At 60.5% G+C, this 19,401-nt stretch carries 17 protein-coding genes; 16 read left to right on the forward strand and 1 reads right to left on the reverse strand.

All coding sequences use genetic code 11. The annotated features are described in order from the left end of the window. Nucleotides 1–14: 14 nt before the first annotated feature. Nucleotides 15–797 (reverse strand): type I methionyl aminopeptidase, encoded by a 783-nt coding sequence (gene map / locus NTD82_RS13375; RefSeq protein ID WP_095154087.1) that lies wholly within the window; start codon nucleotides 795–797, stop codon nucleotides 15–17. Nucleotides 798–1,137: 340 nt separating this feature from the next. Here map and rpsB point away from each other — a divergent pair, with 340 nt between their 5' ends. The 16 genes from rpsB to dnaE all read left to right on the forward strand — a co-directional run bounded on the left by rpsB (nucleotide 1,138) and on the right by dnaE (nucleotide 19,327). After that, a complete protein-coding gene (rpsB, locus tag NTD82_RS13380) occupies nucleotides 1,138–1,869 on the forward strand; it encodes a 30S ribosomal protein S2 (protein WP_095154086.1) in 732 nt (243 codons plus the stop codon). 184 nt (nucleotides 1,870–2,053) lie between these two features. Further along, a complete protein-coding gene (gene tsf, locus NTD82_RS13385) occupies nucleotides 2,054–2,920 on the forward strand; it encodes a translation elongation factor Ts (RefSeq protein ID WP_095154085.1) in 867 nt (288 codons plus the stop codon). 182 nt (nucleotides 2,921–3,102) lie between these two features. Then, nucleotides 3,103–3,846: a UMP kinase gene (pyrH, locus tag NTD82_RS13390; RefSeq protein WP_095154084.1), complete on the forward strand. Its 744-nt coding sequence runs from the start codon at nucleotides 3,103–3,105 to the stop codon at nucleotides 3,844–3,846. Beyond that, nucleotides 3,843–4,400, forward strand: coding sequence for a ribosome recycling factor (frr, locus tag NTD82_RS13395; RefSeq protein ID WP_095154083.1), 558 nt, complete (start codon nucleotides 3,843–3,845; stop codon nucleotides 4,398–4,400). Before pyrH ends, frr begins: the two co-directional genes overlap by 4 nt. A 17-nt stretch (nucleotides 4,401–4,417) precedes the next feature. Beyond that, nucleotides 4,418–5,173: a polyprenyl diphosphate synthase gene (gene uppS / locus NTD82_RS13400; protein WP_095154082.1), complete on the forward strand. Its 756-nt coding sequence runs from the start codon at nucleotides 4,418–4,420 to the stop codon at nucleotides 5,171–5,173. Next, nucleotides 5,173–5,988 (forward strand): phosphatidate cytidylyltransferase, encoded by an 816-nt coding sequence (locus tag NTD82_RS13405; RefSeq protein ID WP_095154081.1) that lies wholly within the window; start codon nucleotides 5,173–5,175, stop codon nucleotides 5,986–5,988. The genes uppS and NTD82_RS13405 overlap by 1 nt, the downstream gene beginning before the upstream one ends. Further along, a complete protein-coding gene (gene ispC / locus NTD82_RS13410) occupies nucleotides 5,985–7,175 on the forward strand; it encodes a 1-deoxy-D-xylulose-5-phosphate reductoisomerase (RefSeq protein ID WP_095154080.1) in 1,191 nt (396 codons plus the stop codon). The genes NTD82_RS13405 and ispC overlap by 4 nt, the downstream gene beginning before the upstream one ends. A 57-nt stretch (nucleotides 7,176–7,232) precedes the next feature. Then, a complete protein-coding gene (gene rseP / locus NTD82_RS13415) occupies nucleotides 7,233–8,585 on the forward strand; it encodes an RIP metalloprotease RseP (protein WP_175651249.1) in 1,353 nt (450 codons plus the stop codon). 74 nt (nucleotides 8,586–8,659) lie between these two features. Continuing rightward, entirely contained in the window at nucleotides 8,660–11,011 is a 2,352-nt protein-coding gene (gene bamA, locus NTD82_RS13420; RefSeq protein WP_110968279.1) for an outer membrane protein assembly factor BamA, read from the forward strand. 45 nt (nucleotides 11,012–11,056) lie between these two features. Then, a complete protein-coding gene (locus NTD82_RS13425; RefSeq protein ID WP_095154077.1) occupies nucleotides 11,057–11,560 on the forward strand; it encodes an OmpH family outer membrane protein in 504 nt (167 codons plus the stop codon). A gap of 1 nt (nucleotide 11,561) precedes the next feature. Further along, the gene (lpxD, locus tag NTD82_RS13430; protein ID WP_262129066.1) at nucleotides 11,562–12,617 is read left to right on the forward strand and encodes a UDP-3-O-(3-hydroxymyristoyl)glucosamine N-acyltransferase; all 1,056 of its coding nucleotides are present in this window, start codon (nucleotides 11,562–11,564) and stop codon (nucleotides 12,615–12,617) included. Nucleotides 12,618–12,727: 110 nt separating this feature from the next. Beyond that, a complete protein-coding gene (fabZ, locus tag NTD82_RS13435) occupies nucleotides 12,728–13,168 on the forward strand; it encodes a 3-hydroxyacyl-ACP dehydratase FabZ (protein ID WP_095154075.1) in 441 nt (146 codons plus the stop codon). Continuing rightward, nucleotides 13,165–13,941: an acyl-ACP--UDP-N-acetylglucosamine O-acyltransferase gene (gene lpxA / locus NTD82_RS13440; RefSeq protein WP_095154074.1), complete on the forward strand. Its 777-nt coding sequence runs from the start codon at nucleotides 13,165–13,167 to the stop codon at nucleotides 13,939–13,941. Before fabZ ends, lpxA begins: the two co-directional genes overlap by 4 nt. Nucleotide 13,942: 1 nt before the next feature. Beyond that, the gene (lpxB, locus tag NTD82_RS13445) at nucleotides 13,943–15,070 is read left to right on the forward strand and encodes a lipid-A-disaccharide synthase (protein WP_095154073.1); all 1,128 of its coding nucleotides are present in this window, start codon (nucleotides 13,943–13,945) and stop codon (nucleotides 15,068–15,070) included. Next, entirely contained in the window at nucleotides 15,071–15,700 is a 630-nt protein-coding gene (rnhB, locus tag NTD82_RS13450; protein WP_175651253.1) for a ribonuclease HII, read from the forward strand. A gap of 105 nt (nucleotides 15,701–15,805) precedes the next feature. Next, entirely contained in the window at nucleotides 15,806–19,327 is a 3,522-nt protein-coding gene (gene dnaE / locus NTD82_RS13455; protein ID WP_262129067.1) for a DNA polymerase III subunit alpha, read from the forward strand. Nucleotides 19,328–19,401 lie beyond the last annotated feature (74 nt).

The raw sequence follows: 19,401 nt of genomic DNA on the forward strand, positions 1-19,401 counted from the left end.
CGCGTCCTGTCTGGTCAGGCTGAAGTACGGGGAATGGTGTCGTCTTTGCGCAGGGTGAAGATTTCGTAGCCGGTCGCGGTGACCACCATGGTGTGCTCCCACTGGGCGGAAAGCTTGCGGTCCTTGGTGATGGCGGTCCAGCCGTCGCCCAGCACCTTGGTGTCGGCCTTGCCCTGGTTGATCATCGGCTCGATGGTGAAGGTCATGCCTTCCTTCAGTTCCATGCCGGTGCCGGCACGGCCGTAGTGCACGATCTGCGGCTCTTCGTGGAACACCTTGCCGATGCCGTGGCCGCAGAACTCGCGGACGACCGAGAAGCCGTTCTTTTCTGCGTGCTTCTGGATCACTTCGCCGATATCGCCCAGGCGGCAGCCCGGCTTGACCAGTTCGATGGCCTTGTACAGGCATTCCTGGGTAACTCTCGACAGGCGCTCGGCCCAGACCGGCACTTCGCCGACATGGAACATGCGGCTGGTGTCACCGTGGTAGCCGTCCTTGATGACGGTCACGTCGATGTTCAACGTGTCGCCGGCCTTGAGCGGCTTCTCGTTGGGGATGCCGTGACAGACCACATGGTTGATCGAGGTGCAGATCGACTTGGGGAAGCCTTTATAGTTGAGCGGCGCCGGAATGGCCTGCTGCACGTTGACGATGTAGTCGTGGCAGAGGCGGTCCAGTTCTTCGGTGGTCACGCCGGGCTTGACGTGTTCTTCGATCATTTCCAGGACTTCGGCGGCAAGGCGGCCGGCGATGCGCATCTTTTCGATGTCTTCGGCGGTTTTGATGGTAACGGTCATTGCAGGCTCTCTACGGCGCGCAGCGGCGCTGGCAAACAGGAAAGGCGCGATTCTAGCAGAGCGTTGGCGGTTTCAGGGCCCCGCGCCACGGCTGGTGCCTCATGGATGCTGGCATTCTGGCGCGATTGCGCCCGGGGTGCAAAAGGCCGCTAAGGCGATGGTATTGCGGGTTTCGTTCATCGATCGAGTGTGGTATAAAATGCGCCGCTTTCCGGGGATAGCCCCGTCAAGCTCAAACCCACACACGTATCGACACGATGACCTGGGTGCTCCGATCGACAGATCGCGGGTTGGTCATTGGGATGCGTGGAGGCCCAACCCGACTTATCAAGGAACTATCATGTCCCAAGTCAACATGCGCGATATGCTGAAGGCCGGTGTGCACTTCGGCCACCAGACCCGTTACTGGAACCCGAAAATGGGCAAGTTCATTTTCGGCGCGCGCAACAAGATTCACATCATCAACCTGGAAAAAACCCTGCCAATGTTCAACGACGCTCTGAGCTTCGTAGAGCGCCTGGCCCAGGGCAAAAACAAGATCCTGTTCGTCGGCACCAAGCGTTCCGCTGGCAAGATCGTTGCTGAAGAAGCAGCACGTTGCGGTTCGCCGTACGTCGACCATCGCTGGTTGGGCGGCATGCTGACCAACTACAAAACCATCCGCGCTTCGATCAAACGTCTGCGCGAGCTGGAAGTCCAGGCTGAAGACGGTACCTTCGCCAAACTGACCAAGAAAGAAGCGCTGATGCGCTCCCGTGATCTGGAAAAACTGGATCGCAGCCTGGGCGGTATCAAGGACATGGGCGGCCTGCCTGATGCACTGTTCGTGATCGACGTTGACCACGAGCGCATCGCTATCACCGAAGCCAACAAGCTGGGCATCCCGGTCATCGGCGTTGTCGATACCAACAGCAGCCCTGAAGGTGTTGACTACATCATCCCAGGCAACGATGACGCCATTCGCGCCATCCAGCTGTACATGGGTTCGATGGCTGACGCCGTCATCCGTGGTCGCAACAACGTTGCCGGCGGCACCGAAGTCTACGCTGAAGAAGCGCCAGCTGCCGAGTAAGTGACGCTTAGCGTCGACTTGGCACGCAAAAAGGGGGCTAGGCCCCCTTTTTGCCACCTTGAAATCCTCCTGTCGCCAAGTGTCCGCATTATCGACGCGCCGCATACAGGTAGTGGATTTCCAGAATTTAGCGCCCGTGAGTATCGGGTGGAATGGTTGAAAACCTATCCAAGAGGATTTTGAAATGGCAGAAATTACTGCAGCGTTGGTCAAGGAACTGCGTGAGCGTACTGGCGAAGGCATGATGGACTGCAAGAAAGCCCTCACCAAAGCCGGCGGCGATATCGAAAAAGCCATTGACGACATGCGCGCCTCGGGTGCCATCAAGGCTGCCAAAAAGGCTGGCAACGTTGCCGCCGAAGGCGCCATCGCCATCAAGGACGACGGCAAAGCCGCCGTTCTGCTGGAAGTCAACTCGCAGACCGACTTCCTGGCTCTGCAAGACGACTTCAAGGCATTCGTTACTGCCAGCGTCGAGAAAGCTTTCAATGACAAGCTGACCGACGTTGCTCCGCTGATCGAAGCTCAGGAAGAGGCTCGCCTTGCCCTGGTTTCCAAGGTTGGTGAAAACGTCAACATCCGTCGCCTGGTGCGCGTTGAGGGTGACGTTGTCGGTACCTACCTGCACGGTAACAAGATCGGTGTTGCTGTTGTCCTGAAAGGCGGTGACGTCGAGCTGGCCAAAGATGTTGCAATGCATGTTGCTGCCAGCAACCCTGAGTTCCTGCTGCCATCGGAAGTTTCCGCTGAAGCGATCGAGCGCGAGAAAGGCGTATTCCTGACGCTCAACGAAGACAAGATGAAAGGCAAGCCAGCTGAAATCGTCGAGAAGATGATTGCTGGTCGTATCACCAAGTTCCTGGCCGAGGCCTCGCTGGTCGAGCAAGCTTTCGTCAAGAACCCGGAAGTCACCGTTGGTGCTCTGGTCAAGAAAGCTGGTGCTGAAATCGTTTCCTTCACTTACTTCAAAGTAGGCGAAGGCATCGAGAAGAAAGAAGACAACTTCGCTGAAGAAGTTGCTGCTCAACTGGCTGCTGCCCAGAAGCAATAAGACGGATTCACATCTGTCGCCCCAAAGAGGCTGCCCGCTCACGCGCGCAGCCTCTTTGTCAAAGCGCGAGCGGTTTACAAGATCTGCTTTCGCTCTGGCGCTATTCAAGCGCCACGCTACAGTTGGCGCAGGCTGAAAACAGCCCGCCCGGAATTTTACAAACGCCGCAGGAGAGATTCGCAATGGCTCAGCAGGTGAGTGGTCGTCAACCTCGCTATAAACGCATTTTGCTCAAACTTAGCGGCGAGGCCCTGATGGGCTCGGAAGACTTCGGGATCGACCCGAAGGTGCTGGATCGCATGGCGCTGGAAGTGGGTCAGCTCGTTGGTATCGGTGTCCAGGTCGGCCTGGTTATCGGTGGTGGCAACCTCTTCCGTGGTGCGGCCCTGAGCGCGGCCGGCATGGATCGCGTCACCGGTGACCATATGGGTATGCTGGCGACCGTGATGAACGCCCTGGCCATGCGCGACGCGCTGGAGCGCTCGAATATCCCCGCCATCGTCATGTCGGCCATTTCCATGGTCGGTGTCACTGACCACTACGACCGCCGCAAAGGTGTTCGTCATCTGAACTCTGGCGACGTGGTGATCTTCGCTGCCGGTACCGGTAACCCGTTCTTCACCACCGACTCGGCCGCATGCCTGCGTGCCATCGAAATCGATGCTGACGTCGTGTTGAAGGCGACGAAGGTCGACGGCGTGTACACTGCCGATCCATTCAAGGATCCGCATGCCGAGAAATTCGACCGTCTGACGTACGATGAAGTACTCGACCGCAAGCTCGGCGTAATGGACCTGACCGCAATCTGCCTGTGCCGTGACCACAAGATGCCGTTGCGGGTTTTCAACATGAACAAGCCTGGCGCCTTGCTGAACATCGTAGTGGGCGGCGCTGAAGGAACTCTGATCGAGGAAGGCGAACAATGATCAACGAAATCAAGAAAGACGCCCAGGAACGCATGGGCAAATCGCTGGAGTCGCTGCACCACGCTTTCGGTCGTATCCGTACCGGCGCCGCGAACCCGCAGATTCTGGCTGGCGTGATGGTGCCTTATTACGGCACCGATACGCCGATCAACCAAGTCGCCAGTGTCACGGTCAAGGATTCGCGTACCCTGCAAGTCGTGCCTTTCGAGCGCAGCATGCTGGGTGCCGTGGATAAAGCCATCCTCAACTCAGGCCTGGGCTTCAACCCGACCAACCTGGGTGAGCTGCTGCTGATCTCCATGCCGGCCCTGACCGAGGAAACCCGCAAGGGCTTCACCAAGCAGGCGCGTGATGCCGCTGAAGACGCTCGGGTTGCCGTGCGCAATATCCGCCGTGATGCCCTGAGCCAGCTCAAGGATCTGGTCAAGGAGAAGGAAATCAGCGAAGACGAAGAGCGTCGTGCCGCTGATGATGTTCAGAAGCTGACTGACAAGTTCGTTGCTGATATCGAAGTTGCCGTGAAAGCAAAAGAAAAGGACCTGATGGCCGTTTAAGGTCGGGGCTTTTTTTAATGGAAAAGAGCAAGCAGGGTGTGCCTCCATCGGTGCCGCGTCATGTCGCGATCATCATGGATGGAAATAATCGCTGGGCGAAGAAGCGCCTGTTGCCCGGCGTTGCCGGGCACAAGGCTGGCGTGGACGCGGTGCGGGCCGTTATCGAGGTCTGCGCCGAGGCCAAGGTCGAGGTGCTGACCCTATTCGCCTTCTCCAGCGAAAACTGGCAACGCCCGGCCGAAGAGGTCGGTGCGTTGATGGAGCTGTTCTTCTCGGCCTTGCGCCGGGAAGCCAAGCGGCTCAATGAGAACAACATCAGTTTGCGGATCATCGGTGATCGCTCCCGCTTTCACCCTGAACTGCAGGCGGCCATGCGCGAGGCCGAGGCGCTGACCGCTGGCAGTAACCGTTTCATCCTGCAGATCGCCGCCAACTATGGTGGTCAGTGGGATATCGCGCAGGCCGCTCAGCGCCTCGCGCGCGAAGTCCAGGCCGGGCATCTGCGTCCGGAAGACATCACTCCCGAACTCCTGCAAACCTGCCTGGCTACTGGCGACCTGCCGTTGCCGGACCTGTGTATCCGCACCGGGGGCGAGCACCGCATCAGCAACTTCCTGCTGTGGCAACTGGCTTACGCCGAGCTGTATTTCTCCGACCTGTTTTGGCCGGACTTCAAACACGAGGCCATGCGTACCGCGCTGGCCGATTTTGCTTCGCGCCAGCGCCGCTTCGGTAAAACCAGCGAGCAGGTCGAAGCTGGAGCCCGTGCTTAATGCTCAAACAACGCATCATTACCGCGCTGATTCTGTTGCCGATCGCCCTGGGCGGGTTCTTCCTGCTCGAAGGGGCTGGCTTTGCCCTGTTCATCGGGCTGGTGGTCACCCTTGGCGCCTGGGAATGGGCTCGCTTGGCCGGCCTGATGGCGCAGGTTTTGCGGGTTGCCTATGCCGCAGTCATCGCCGGTTTGCTGATGCTGCTCTACCTGATGCCGGATCTGGCGCCCTGGGTGCTCGGTGCTTCGGTGCTGTGGTGGGGCGTGGCAACCTGGCTTGTCATGACCTATCCGCGCACCAGTGAACTGTGGGCCAGCGCGGCCTGTCGGTTGCTGATCGGTACGCTGATCCTGCTGCCTGCCTGGCAAGGGCTGGTGCTGCTCAAGCACTGGACAATGGGCAACTGGCTGATTCTCGCGGTCATGGTGCTGGTCTGGGGTGCCGACATTGGTGCGTACTTCTCCGGCCGGGCGTTCGGCAAGCGCAAACTGGCGCCGCACGTCAGTCCCGGCAAGAGCTGGGAGGGCGTCTATGGTGGCCTGGCGCTGAGCCTGGTCATCACGCTGGCTGTCGGTCTGACCCGGCATTGGAGTGTGGGCGAACTGGTACTCGGATTGTTCGGTGCCGCGCTCCTGGTAATGGGTTCGGTGGTCGGCGACTTGACTGAAAGCATGTTCAAGCGCCGTTCCGGGATCAAGGACAGCAGCAACCTGTTGCCGGGTCATGGCGGTGTGCTGGACCGTATAGACAGCCTGACCGCGGCCATCCCGCTGTTCGCCGTGCTGTTGTGGGCGGCTGACTGGGGCGTCCTGTGAGTCGCGTACAGCGCATTACCGTGCTTGGGGCCACTGGCTCCATCGGTCTGAGCACCCTGGATGTCATTGCTCGGCACCCGGATCGCTACGAAGTCTTCGCCGTAACTGGCTACTCGCGTTTGAACGAGCTGTTGCAGTTGTGCCTGCGCCATGCGCCCGTGTTTGCCGTGGTGCCGGACGAGGCGGGGGCTTGCACTCTGCGCGAAGGGCTCAAGGCGGCGGGCTCGCGCACTGAAGTGTTGGTGGGCGAGCAGGGCTTGTGTGCGGTCGCGGCTGACCCGCAGGTCGATGCGGTAATGGCGGCGATCGTCGGTGCTGCGGGCTTGCGCCCGACGCTGGCGGCAGTGGAGGCGGGCAAGAAGGTGCTGCTCGCCAATAAAGAAGCGCTGGTGATGTCCGGCGCCTTGTTCATGCAGGCGGTGCGCCGCAGTAATGCGGTGCTGCTGCCGATCGACAGCGAGCACAACGCCATCTTCCAGTGCCTGCCAGGTGACTATGGTCGCGGGCTGGCTCAGGTGGGTGTTCGCCGGATTCTGCTGACCGCTTCGGGTGGGCCTTTCCGTCAGACCCCGGCCAGCGAACTCGCTGCTGTCACCCCGGAGCAGGCCTGCGCGCATCCCAACTGGTCCATGGGGCGGAAGATTTCCGTCGATTCGGCCAGCATGATGAACAAGGGGCTGGAACTGATCGAGGCCTGCTGGCTGTTCGATGCTCGCCCTTCGCAGATCGAGGTCGTGGTGCATCCGCAGAGTGTGATTCACTCGCTGGTGGACTACGTCGACGGTTCGGTGCTTGCCCAGTTGGGTAACCCGGACATGCGTACCCCCATCGCCAGCGCACTGGCCTGGCCGGAGCGAATCGATTCCGGTGTGGCGCCGCTGGACTTGTTTGCCATCGCTCGTCTGGATTTCCAGTCGCCCGATGAGCAGCGTTTTCCTTGCCTGCGTCTGGCGCGGGAAGCTGCGGAGGCCGGCAACAGCGCGCCGGCGGTGCTTAATGCAGCCAATGAAATCGCGGTGGAGGCGTTTCTTCAGCGACGCATCCGCTTCCCGGAAATCGCGAGTATGATCGAGCAGGTGCTTGACCAGGAGCCAGTGGTGGCCGTGGATACGCTGGATGCGGTGTTTGCCGCCGACCAGCGGGCCCGGGTGCTTGCCGGGCAGTGGTTGGCGCATCACGGGCGCTGAGGTGCGACACCGCAAGGCGTCGTGCCGGGCCCTGTTGAACGTTATTCGGAGAAAGACATGAGTGCGCTCTACATGATTATCGGCACCCTGGTTGCACTGGGTGTTCTGGTTACCTTTCACGAATTCGGGCACTTCTGGGTGGCTCGGCGCTGCGGCGTCAAGGTGTTGCGTTTCTCCGTCGGCTTCGGCACGCCGCTGCTTCGCTGGCACGACCGTCAGGGTACGGAGTTCGTGATCGCCGCGATTCCACTGGGCGGCTACGTCAAGATGCTCGACGAGCGCGAGGGCGATGTTCCGCTCGCGCAGGCCGAGCAGAGTTTCAATCGAAAAACCGTTGGCCAGCGCATCGCGATCACTGCGGCGGGGCCGATCGCCAACTTCCTGCTCGCTATCGTGTTCTTCTGGGCGCTGGCGATGCTTGGCAGCCAGCAGGTTCGCCCGGTCATCGGCGGGGTCGAGGCGGGTAGCCTGGCAGCCGTCGCCGGGTTGAGTTCCGGGCAGGAAATCGTTTCGATCGACGGCGAGCCGACCAATGGTTGGGCCGCGGTCAATCTTCAACTGGTTCGCCGTCTGGGCGAAAGCGGAGCGCTACAGGTCGGTGTGCGCACTGAAGGCGCCACCGTTGACAGCGCTCACACGATTACCCTCGATCATTGGCTCAAGGGCGCTGACGAGCCTGATCCGATTCGCTCCCTGGGTATCCGCCCATGGCGCCCGGCGCTTGCGCCGGTGCTGGCCGAGCTGGATCCGAAGGGGCCGGCCCAGGCCGCCGGGCTGAAAACCGGTGATCGCCTGCTGGCGCTGGATGGTCAGGCGCTGAATGACTGGCAGCAGGTGGTCGACACCGTGCGGGGGCGTGCTGACAGCCGCATCGTGCTCACCGTCGAGCGCGATGGTGCTCGCATCGAGTTGCCGGTCACCCTGGCCAGTCGCGGCGAGGGCAAGTCTGCCGCCGGTTACCTCGGCGCTGGTGTCCAGGCGGTCGAATGGCCGGCGCAGATGCTGCGCGAGGTCAGTTACGGGCCGCTCGAAGCAGTCGGTGAGGGTCTTTCCCGTACCTGGAACATGAGTGTTCTGACCCTCGATTCACTGAAGAAAATGCTCTTCGGCGAGCTCTCGGTAAAAAACTTGAGCGGACCGATAACCATTGCTAAAGTGGCGGGCGCTTCGGCCCAGTCCGGCCTTGGGGATTTCCTGAATTTCCTTGCCTATCTGAGCATTAGCCTAGGAGTTCTTAACTTGCTGCCCATTCCAGTTCTGGATGGGGGGCATTTGCTGTTTTACCTGATCGAGTGGGCGCGTGGCCGCCCACTGTCGGACCGGGTGCAAGGTTGGGGTATCCAGATCGGTATCAGTTTGGTAGTCGGGGTGATGTTGCTAGCCCTGATCAACGATTTGGGTCGACTGTAACGCTTCGCTCAATTGCGAACCTGCCGCCTTTCGCGGCGGGTCGTTTATTGCCAGTTGGAATAAGAAAGGACTTCATGAAACGTCTGCTGCTAACTGCGGCTCTCGCCGCACTGATGATCGCTGAAGTTCACGCCGAGTCCTTCACCATCTCCGATATTCGTGTCAATGGTCTGCAGCGGGTTTCCGCGGGCAGCGTATTTGGTGCATTGCCGCTGAACGTTGGCGATCATGCCGACGACGGCCGCCTGGTGGAATCTACCCGTTCGCTGTTCAAGACCGGTTTCTTCCAGGACATCCAACTGGGCCGTGATGGCAATGTCCTGATCATCAACGTCGTTGAGCGCCCGTCGGTGTCGAGCATCGAAATCGACGGTAACAAGGCGATCAGCACCGAAGACCTGATGAAAGGCCTGAAGCAATCCGGTCTGGCGGAAGGCGAAATTTTCCAGCGGGCGACCCTCGAGGGCGTGCGTAACGAACTGCAGCGTCAGTATGTCGCTCAGGGTCGCTACTCCGCCGAGGTCGATGCTGAAGTGGTTCCTCAGCCGCGCAACCGCGTTGCCTTGAAGATCAAGATCAACGAAGGCACGGTCGCTGCCATCCAGCACATCAACGTCGTGGGCAACACTGTGTTCTCCGACGAGGATCTGGCCGGTCTGTTCGAACTCAAGACCACCAACTGGCTGTCGTTCTTCAAGAACGACGACAAGTACGCCCGTGAAAAACTCTCCGGTGACCTTGAGCGCCTGCGTTCCTACTACCTGGACCGCGGCTACATCAACATGGACATCGCCTCCACCCAGGTGTCCATCACCCCGGACAAGAAGCACGTCTACATCACCGTCAACGTCAACGAAGGCGAGAAGTACACCGTACGCGACGTCAAGTTGTCCGGTGACCTGAAAGTGCCTGAAGACCAGGTCAAGGCGCTGCTGCTGGTACAGCCGGGCCAGGTCTTCTCGCGCAAGGTGATGACCACCACTTCCGAGCTGATCACCCGCCGTCTGGGTAACGAAGGCTATACCTTCGCCAACGTCAACGGTGTGCCGCAGCCGCACGATGACGACCATACCGTCGACATCATGTTCGTCGTGGATCCGGGCAAGCGCGCCTACGTCAACCGCATCAACTTCCGTGGCAACACCAAGTCCGAAGACGAAGTGCTGCGTCGCGAAATGCGCCAGATGGAAGGGGGCTGGGCTTCGACCTACCTGATCGACCAGTCCAAGACCCGTCTGGAGCGCCTGGGCTTCTTCAAGGAAGCCAACGTCGAGACCCCGGCTGTTCCGGGTACCGATGACCAGGTCGACGTCAACTACACCGTTGAAGAGCAGGCTTCCGGTTCGATCACCGCCAGTGTCGGTTTCGCCCAGAGCGCCGGTCTGATCCTCGGTGGTTCGATCAGCCAGAACAACTTCCTGGGTACCGGTAACAAGGTCTCCATCGGTCTGACCCGTTCCGAGTACCAGAGCCGATACAACTTCGGCTTCGTGGACCCCTACTGGACTGCCGATGGTGTCAGCCTGGGCTACAACGCCTTCTACCGCACGACCAACTACGATGACCTCGACGTCGACGTGGCAAGCTATGCCGTGGACAGCATGGGTGCCGGTGTCAACGTCGGTTACCCGATCAGCGAAACGTCGCGCCTGACCTTCGGCCTGACAGTTCAGCAGGACAAGATCAAAACCGGTACTTACACCGTTGATGAGATCTTCGACTTCCTGGACAAGGAAGGCGGCGACAGCTTCCTGAACTTCAAGGCCTCGGCCGGCTGGTCCGAGTCGACGTTGAACAAAGGTACCCTGGCAACCCGCGGTCACTCGCAAAGCCTGGTGCTGGAAGCAACTACGCCTGGCAGCGACCTGTCGTTCTTCAAGCTCGACTACCGCGGCCAGCTGTTCAAGCCAATCACCAACGACTACACCCTGCGTCTGCATACCGAGCTGGGTTATGGCGACGGTTACGGTTCGACTTCCGGTCTGCCGTTCTATGAAAACTACTACGCGGGTGGTTTCAACTCGGTACGTGGTTTCAAAGACAGCAGCCTCGGTCCACGCAGTACGCCAAGCAACGGCACCCGACCAGGAACTGCAGCAGACCCGGATCAGGATCCACTGCCGTTCGGCGGCAACGTTCTTGTTCAGGGTGGTGTAGAACTACTGTTCCCGCTTCCGTTCATCAAGGACCAGCGTTCGCTGCGTACCTCCGTGTTCTGGGACGTGGGTAACGTGTATGACACCAATTGCGGCTCCAAGCCTGATTGCGAGAAGCTCGGCCTTTCCGGCCTGGCCAGCTCCGTCGGCCTGGGTGTGACCTGGATTACCGCACTGGGTCCGTTGAGTTTCAGCCTGGCGATGCCGGTGAAGAAACCGGACGATGCTGATACCCAGGTGTTCCAATTCTCTCTGGGTCAGACCTTCTAAGGGTCTGGTCCACGTAAATGACAACGGATTCTGTAGGAGTGCATCGTGCGTAAGTTGACTCAACTGGCGGTACTGGCAGCGGCTCTGGTCGCGACCCCGGCGTTTGCCGAAATGAAGATTGCTGTCCTGAACTATCAAATGGCGCTGCTCGAGTCGGACCCGGCCAAGCAGTACGCGGTTGATGCCGAGAAGAAATTCGGCCCACAACTGACCAAGCTGAAGAACCTGGAAAGCAGCGCCAAGGGCATCCAGGATCGTCTGGTCAAGGGCGGCGACAAAATGGCCCAGGGCGAGCGTGAGCGTCTTGAGCTCGAGTTCAAGCAAAAAGCCCGTGACTTCCAGTTCCAGTCCAAGGAACTGAACGAAGCCAAGGCCGTTGCTGACCGTGACATGCTCAAGCAGCTCAAGCCGAAATTGGATGGCGCTGTAGAAGAAGTCATCAAGAAAGGCGGCTTCGATCTGGTTCTCGAGCGTGGCGCGGTCATTGATGTCAAACCTCAGTACGACATCACCCGCCAGGTCATCGAGCGCATGAACCAGTCCCGTTGATATGACGGCGACCATGAAACTCGGCCAACTGGCCGAGTTCCTTGGAGCGACCCTTCAGGGTCCCGAGGAACTTGAGATCGTTGGTCTCGCGACCTTGCAGGAAGCTGGCCCCGGCCAACTGAGCTTCCTGGCTAATCCCCAGTACCGCAAATACCTGGTTGATACCCAGGCTGCTGCGGTGCTTCTGCGTGCTGCAGATGCCGAAGGTTTTGTCGGCAACGCCCTGATCGTGCCGGACCCTTACCTGGCCTACGCCCGCATCTCTCACCTGTTCGACCCCAAACCCAAGGCTGTGGCGGGAATCCATCCCAGCGCCGTGGTTGCGGCGGACGCTCAGGTCGATGCCGGCGCCAGTATCGGTCCCTTCGCTGTCATCGAGAGCGGCGCGGTCATTGCGGCCGGTGTCACCATTGGCGCGCACTGTTTCGTCGGTGCTCGTTGCGTGATCGGCGAGGGTGGCTGGCTGGCCCCGCGTGTGACCCTGTACCACGATGTTCGCATCGGCAAGCGGGTGGTGATCCAGTCCGGCGCCGTGCTGGGTGGTGAAGGTTTCGGTTTCGCCAATGAGAAAGGCGTCTGGCAGAAGATCGCCCAGATTGGCGGTGTCACTGTCGGCGATGACGTCGAAATCGGTGTCAACACCGCCATCGACCGTGGTGCTCTTGCCGATACCTGCATCGGCAATGGCGTCAAACTCGACAACCAGATTCAGATCGCCCATAACGTACAGATCGGCGACCACACCGCCATGGCGGCGTGCGTGGGCATCTCCGGTAGCACCCGGATCGGCAAGCATTGCACGATCGCCGGTGGTGTCGGAATGGTTGGACACATCGAAGTCTGCGACAACGTATTCGTCTCCGGCATGACCATGGTCACCCGCTCCATTACCGAGCCGGGCGGCTATTCGTCCGGGACGGCGATGCAGCCGTTGGGAGACTGGCGCAAGAGTGCGGCGCGAATTCGTCAACTGGACGAAATGGCCAAGCGCCTTCAACAGGTAGAAAAGCGTGTCGATGCCGTGACCTCAGGCAGCCAGCCTTCATCTGATGGCTGATACCCTTTCCTGATCAAGGCCGCTCGATAGCTGTACGGCTTTCTTGATTCGCAAAAGGTGCATGGCGCCCAGCGCATGCTCCCTATCTTTACTACAGGCTTCCCCCAGAAATGATGGACATCAACGAGATTCGCGAATACCTGCCTCACCGTTACCCGTTCCTGCTCGTGGATCGCGTGGTGGAACTGGACGTCGAGGCCCAGCGCATTCGTGCCTACAAGAATGTCAGCATCAACGAGCCCTTCTTCAATGGTCACTTCCCCGCGCATCCAATCATGCCGGGCGTGCTGATCATCGAGGCCATGGCCCAGGCAGCCGGCATCCTCGGTTTCAAAATGCTCGATGCCAAGCCGACGGACGGCACCCTCTATTACTTCGTCGGTTCCGACAAGCTGCGCTTCCGCCAGCCGGTTCTGCCAGGGGATCAACTGATCCTTGAAGCGAAATTCATCAGTTGCAAACGCCAGATCTGGAAGTTCGATTGCCAGGCATCGGTCGACGGCAAGCCAGTGTGCAAGGCCGAGATCATCTGCGCGGAACGCAAACTATGAGTTTGATTGACCCTCGGGCAATCATCGATCCTTCGGCCAAGCTGGCCGATGGTGTCGAGGTCGGCCCTTGGTCGATCATCGGCCCGGATGTCGAGATCGGGGAAGGGACCGTCATCGGTCCACACGTTGTGCTCAAAGGGCCGACCCGGATTGGGCGGCACAACCGCATCTATCAGTTTTCGTCAGTTGGCGAAGACACCCCTGACCTCAAGTACAAGGGCGAGGCCACTCGCCTGGTAATTGGTGACCACAACGTCATCCGCGAAGGTGTGACCATTCACCGCGGCACGGTGCAGGACCGCTCGGAAACCACCCTGGGCGATCACAACCTGATCATGGCGTATGCCCATATCGGTCATGACAGCGTCATCGGCAACCACTGCATCCTGGTCAACAACACTGCGCTGGCTGGTCATGTGCATGTTGCCGACTGGGCAATCCTTTCCGGTTTCACCCTGGTTCACCAGTTCTGCCATATCGGCGCCCACAGTTTTTCCGGCATGGGCACTGCCATTGGCAAGGACGTTCCAGCGTTCGTCACCGTATTCGGCAACCCGGCCGAAGCGCGCAGCATGAACTTCGAAGGCATGCGTCGCCGTGGTTTCAGCGAAGATGCGATCCATGCGCTGCGTCGCGCCTACAAGGTTGTCTACCGTCAAGGCCTGACCGTCGAGCAGGCTATCGTCGAATTGGCCGAACCGGCCAGCCAGTTCCCCGAGGTCGAGATGTTCCGCCAGTCGATCCAGAATTCCGCCCGCGGCATCACCCGCTGATATGTCCGAACTCTGCGTAGCGCTGGTGGCCGGTGAGGCCAGCGGCGACATTCTTGGTTCCGGTCTGATGCGGGCGCTCAAGGCGCGTCATCCGGATGTCCGCTTCATCGGCGTTGGCGGTCCCCTTATGGAAGCCGAGGGGCTCGTCTCCTACTTCCCCATGGAACGCCTGGCGGTCATGGGCCTGGTCGAAGTACTGGGGCGGCTGCCTGAGCTACTCAAGCGCCGCAAGCAGCTTGTTCAGACGCTTATCGATGAAAAGCCCGACGTGTTCATCGGCATCGACGCACCTGACTTCACGCTGAATATCGAATTGAAGCTGCGCCGCGCCGGCATCAAGACCGTGCACTATGTCAGCCCGTCGGTCTGGGCCTGGCGTCAGAAGCGCGTGCTGAAGATCCGCGAAGGCTGCGACCTGATGCTCACCCTGTTCCCCTTCGAGGCGAAGTTCTACGAAGAGCAGGGCGTTCCCGTGCGTTTCGTTGGCCATCCGCTGGCTGACACCATTCCCCTGGATGCTGATCGACAGGCCGCCCGCGGTGCTCTGGGCTTGCCCGATGGCCCGCTGGTCGCCTTGATGCCGGGCAGCCGAGGAGGCGAAGTCGGCCGGCTGGGTGCTCTTTTCCTCGATACCGCTCAGCGTCTGCGCGAGCTGGTGCCGGGTGTGCGTTTTGTTACGCCGTGCGCGAATGCCGCGCGGCGTGCGCAGCTTGAACAGATGCTCGAAGGCCGTGACCTGCCGCTGACGCTGCTCGACGGTCAGTCCCACCAGGCCCTGGCGGCTTGCGATGCGGTACTGATCGCTTCCGGTACTGCCACCCTTGAAGCGCTGCTGTTCAAGCGCCCCATGGTGGTGGCCTACCGCCTTGCGCCGCTGAGCTACTGGATTCTCAAACGCCTGGTCAAAAGTCCCTACGTCTCGCTGCCCAACCTCCTGGCCCAGCGCTTGCTGGTTCCGGAACTGTTGCAGGAGGCCGCGACCACTGAGTCCCTGGCCCAGACCCTGGCGCCGCTGGTGACCGATGGCGTGCAGCAGACCGAAGGTTTCGATCAGATTCACCGCACACTGCGTCGCGATGCCTCGAACCAGGCCGCTGAAGCAGTGCTGGCCTTGCTGGAAACCCGATAAATGCAAATGGGACTGGACTTCAACCTGGTCGAAGACCTTGTCGCCGGTGTCGATGAGGTCGGTCGTGGGCCGCTGTGTGGCGCGGTAGTGACCGCCGCGGTGATCCTTGACCCGAATCGCCCGATTCTTGGCCTCAATGATTCGAAGAAACTGACCGAGGCTCGCCGCGAAAAGCTGTTCGACGAGATCTGCGAAAAGGCCCTGAGCTTTCACATCGCCCGGGCCGAAGTCGATGAAATCGACGAGCTGAACATTCTCCACGCTACCATGCTCGCGATGCAGCGGGCGGTGGAGGGCTTGCACATCACCCCCCGCTTGGCGCTGATCGACGGCAATCGCTGCCCCAAGTTGAACGTGCCGTCCGCTCCCGTGGTGAAAGGCGATAGCCAGGTACCGGCCATCGCGGCTGCGTCTATCCTGGCCAAGGTCACCCGTGATCGGGAAATGGCGGCGTTCGAGCTGATCTATCCTGGGTACGGAATGGGTGGCCACAAGGGGTATCCGACCCCGGTGCACCTTGAGGCGCTTGCCCGCCTTGGTCCGACGCCGATTCACCGGCGCTCCTTCGCGCCTGTGCGGGCGGCCTTCGAGGCCCGGGCCCTGATGGCTGACCAACTAATCCCGGGCTGAGCCATCGGCTCCACCTTCAGTCAGGATCAGAATCCCCCGGCTGTTGTTTTGATCGAGGCCCGGTACAATCCGGGCCTTGTCGTTTTGCGCTGCTATAGGACCATCATGTCGGTTTCATTCGTTCATCTTCGCCTGCACACCGAATTCTCGCTGGTCGACGGCCTGGTACGGATCAAGCCGCTGGCCAAGGCCCTGACCGCGATGAACATGCCGGCAGTGGCGGTGACTGACCAGAGCAACATGTGCTCGCTGGTCAAGTTCTACAAAACCGCGATGGGGGGCGGGATCAAGCCGATCTGCGGTGCTGACCTGTGGCTGGCCAACGACGACCCCGATGCGCCGCTGTCGCGCATCTGCTTCCTGGCGATGAATGCCCAGGGCTATCGCAATCTCACCGAATTGATTTCCCGTGGTTGGGTCGAGGGCCAGCGCAATGGCCTGGTGATTATCCAGCGCGAGTGGATTGCTGCCGCCTCCGAGGGGCTGATTGCTCTGTCCGCGGCCAAGGAAGGTGACATCGGCATGGCCTTGCTGGCTGGTAACGCGGTGGACGCCGAAGCGCTGCTGCGGGACTGGATGGCGATGTTCCCCGATCGCTTCTACGTCGAGGTGCAACGTACCAACCGCGCCGGCGACGAAGAATACCTGCATGCTGCCGTCGAACTGGCTGATCGCCTGGGTGCACCGCTGGTGGCCACCAACGATGTCCGCTTCATCAAGCAGACCGACTACGACGCCCACGAAACCCGCGTGTGCATCGGCGAGGGCCGGGCGCTGGACGATCCGCGTCGCTCGCGTAACTACAGCGATCAGCAATACCTGAAAAGCGCCGAGGAAATGGCCGAGCTGTTCAGTGACTTGCCCGAGGCGCTGGAAAACACCGTCGAGATTGCCAAGCGCTGCAATATCGAAGTGCAGTTGGGCAAATACTTCCTGCCGGACTTCCCGACGCCCAACGGCATGGGCATCGACGATTACCTGCGACACGTCTCCCACGAGGGTCTGGAAGAGCGCCTGGCGGTGCTCTGGCCGAAAGAAACCACGCCGAATTACGAAGAGAAACGCCAGACCTACCTGGACCGGCTCAAGTTCGAGCTGGACATCATCATCCAGATGGGATTCCCCGGTTACTTCCTGATCGTTATGGACTTCATCAAGTGGGCCAAGAACAACGGCGTGCCGGTTGGCCCGGGCCGGGGTTCGGGTGCCGGCTCGCTGGTGGCCTACGTGCTGAAGATCACCGACCTCGACCCGCTGGCGTATGACCTGCTGTTCGAACGTTTCCTCAACCCGGAACGGGTTTCCATGCCCGACTTCGACGTCGACTTCTGCATGGACGGTCGCGACCGTGTGATCGAGTACGTTGCCGAAGCCTACGGCCGCAACGCGGTAAGCCAGATCATCACGTTCGGCACCATGGCGGCCAAGGCGGTGGTGCGTGACGTGGCGCGGGTCCAAGGCAAGTCCTACGGCCTGGCCGACCGGCTGTCGAAGATGATTCCGTTCGAAGTCGGCATGACCTTGGAAAAGGCCTACGAGCAGGAAGAAATTCTCCGCGATTTCCTCAAGGTCGATGAAGACGCCAAGGAAATCTGGGACATGGCCCTCAAGCTGGAGGGGGTCACCCGGGGTACCGGCAAGCACGCCGGTGGTGTGGTTATCGCACCGACCAAACTGACCGATTTTTCGCCGATCGCCTGCGACGAAGAAGGCGGCGGCCTGATTACCCAGTTCGACAAGGATGACGTCGAAGCCGCGGGGCTGGTGAAGTTCGACTTCCTCGGCCTGCGTACGCTGACGATCATCAAGTGGGCGATGGAGACCATCAACCGCGAGCAAGCCAAGGAAGGTCTGCCAGACCTCAACATCGATTTCATCCCGCTCGACGACAAGCGCACTTACGACCTGCTGCAGAAAGCTGAAACCACTGCGGTGTTCCAGCTTGAATCGCGGGGCATGAAGGAGCTGATCAAGAAGCTCAAGCCCGACTGCCTCGAAGACCTTATCGCACTGGTGGCACTGTTCCGTCCCGGCCCGCTGCAATCGGGCATGGTTGACGACTTCATCAACCGCAAGCACGGTCGCGCGGAACTGGCCTACCCGCACCCGGATTACCAGTACGAAGGTCTGAAGCCGGTTCTGGCACCGACCTACGGCATCATCCTGTATCAGGAACAGGTGATGCAGATTGCCCAGGTCATGGCCGGCTACACCCTCGGCGGTGCGGACATGCTGCGTCGCGCCATGGGTAAAAAGAAGCCCGAGGAAATGGCCAAGCAGCGCGGCGGTTTCATCGAGGGCTGCGCGGATAACGGCATCGACGGCAACCTGGCGGGTAACATCTTCGACCTCGTGGAGAAGTTCGCGGGCTACGGCTTCAACAAATCCCACTCCGCCGCCTATGGCCTGGTTTCCTACCAGACTGCCTGGCTCAAGACGCACCACCCGGCGGCCTTCATGGCGGCGGTACTGTCGGCGGATATGCACAACACCGACAAGGTCGTGACGCTGATCGAGGAAGTGCGCAGCATGAAGCTGCGCCTGGACGCGCCGGACGTGAACTCCTCGGATTTCAAGTTCACCGTCAACGACGACGGCCGTATCGTGTATGGCCTTGGCGCGATCAAGGGCGTCGGCGAGGGTCCAGTGGAGGCGATCGTCGAGGCGCGCGCCGAGGCGCCGTTCAAGGACCTGTTCGATTTCTGCCACCGCGTCGACCTCAAGCGGATCAACAAGCGGACCCTCGACGCACTGGTGCGCAGCGGCGCGCTGGACCGTCTCGGTCCTTACTTCCACGACGAGATCAAAGCCTATCAGGCCAACGTCGACCTCAACCGCGCTGTGTTGCTCGCGTCCATGGAAGAAGCGATCAAGTCTGCCGAGCAGACCGCACGCACGCATGACAGCGGGCATGCCGACTTGTTTGGCGGGCTGTTCGACGAGGCGGATGTTGACGTGTATGCCAAGCACCGTGCGGCTCGTGAGCTAACACTCAAGGAGCGCCTGCGCGGCGAAAAAGACACCCTCGGCCTGTACCTGACCGGCCACCCGATCGACGAATACGAAGGCGAAATCCGCCGCTTCGCCCGTCAGCGCATCATCGACCTGAAGCCGGCGCGCGACACCCAGACCGTCGCGGGGATGATCATTGCCCTGCGGGTCATGAAGAACAAGAAGGGCGACAAGATGGGCTTCGTCACCCTCGACGACCGCTCGGGGCGTATCGAGGCGTCGCTGTTCGCCGATGCCTTCATGGCCGCGCAGTCGCTGTTGCAGACCGACGCCATGGTGGTGATCGAGGGCGAAGTCAGCAACGATGATTTCTCGGGCGGTCTGCGCCTGCGGGTCAAGCGGGTGATGAGCATGGAAGATGCGCGCACCAACCTGGCCGACAGCCTGCGTCTCAAGATCCACGCCGAGGCGCTCAAGGGCGACCGTCTGGCCTGGCTCGGCGACTTGTTCAAGCGTCATCGCGGGGCCTGCCCGATCAGCATGGAGTACACCGGCAGCGACGCGAAAGCCTTGCTGCAGTTCGGCGAGAACTGGCGTATCGACCCGGCTGATGGCTTGATTCAAGCCCTGCGTGACCAGTTCGGGCGTGAGAACGTCTTTTTGCACTATCGATGAATTTTTAATCTCGACCTGAATGCGCCTGATCCCTTAAGGTAGGGCGCCAAACGGATCAACCGGCCGGCCGCCTG

Source organism: Pseudomonas sp. 5P_5.1_Bac1 (assembly GCF_025466015.1).
Taxonomy (GTDB): Bacteria; Pseudomonadota; Gammaproteobacteria; order Pseudomonadales; family Pseudomonadaceae; genus Aquipseudomonas.

Bases quoted from the DNA above. Each gene is read 5' to 3' on its own strand.
- map (WP_095154087.1), bottom strand. From the start codon at position 797: ATGACCGTTACCATCAAAACCGCCGAAGACATCGAAAAGATGCGCATC.
- lpxB (WP_095154073.1), top strand. From the start codon at position 13,943: ATGTCCGAACTCTGCGTAGCGCTGGTGGCCGGTGAGGCCAGCGGCGAC.
- frr (WP_095154083.1), top strand. From the start codon at position 3,843: ATGATCAACGAAATCAAGAAAGACGCCCAGGAACGCATGGGCAAATCG.
- pyrH (WP_095154084.1), top strand. From the start codon at position 3,103: ATGGCTCAGCAGGTGAGTGGTCGTCAACCTCGCTATAAACGCATTTTG.
- fabZ (WP_095154075.1), top strand. From the start codon at position 12,728: ATGATGGACATCAACGAGATTCGCGAATACCTGCCTCACCGTTACCCG.
- NTD82_RS13405 (WP_095154081.1), top strand. From the start codon at position 5,173: ATGCTCAAACAACGCATCATTACCGCGCTGATTCTGTTGCCGATCGCC.
- tsf (WP_095154085.1), top strand. From the start codon at position 2,054: ATGGCAGAAATTACTGCAGCGTTGGTCAAGGAACTGCGTGAGCGTACT.
- lpxD (WP_262129066.1), top strand. From the start codon at position 11,562: ATGACGGCGACCATGAAACTCGGCCAACTGGCCGAGTTCCTTGGAGCG.
- lpxA (WP_095154074.1), top strand. From the start codon at position 13,165: ATGAGTTTGATTGACCCTCGGGCAATCATCGATCCTTCGGCCAAGCTG.
- bamA (WP_110968279.1), top strand. From the start codon at position 8,660: ATGAAACGTCTGCTGCTAACTGCGGCTCTCGCCGCACTGATGATCGCT.
- rnhB (WP_175651253.1), top strand. From the start codon at position 15,071: ATGCAAATGGGACTGGACTTCAACCTGGTCGAAGACCTTGTCGCCGGT.
- dnaE (WP_262129067.1), top strand. From the start codon at position 15,806: ATGTCGGTTTCATTCGTTCATCTTCGCCTGCACACCGAATTCTCGCTG.
- uppS (WP_095154082.1), top strand. From the start codon at position 4,418: ATGGAAAAGAGCAAGCAGGGTGTGCCTCCATCGGTGCCGCGTCATGTC.
- rpsB (WP_095154086.1), top strand. From the start codon at position 1,138: ATGTCCCAAGTCAACATGCGCGATATGCTGAAGGCCGGTGTGCACTTC.
- rseP (WP_175651249.1), top strand. From the start codon at position 7,233: ATGAGTGCGCTCTACATGATTATCGGCACCCTGGTTGCACTGGGTGTT.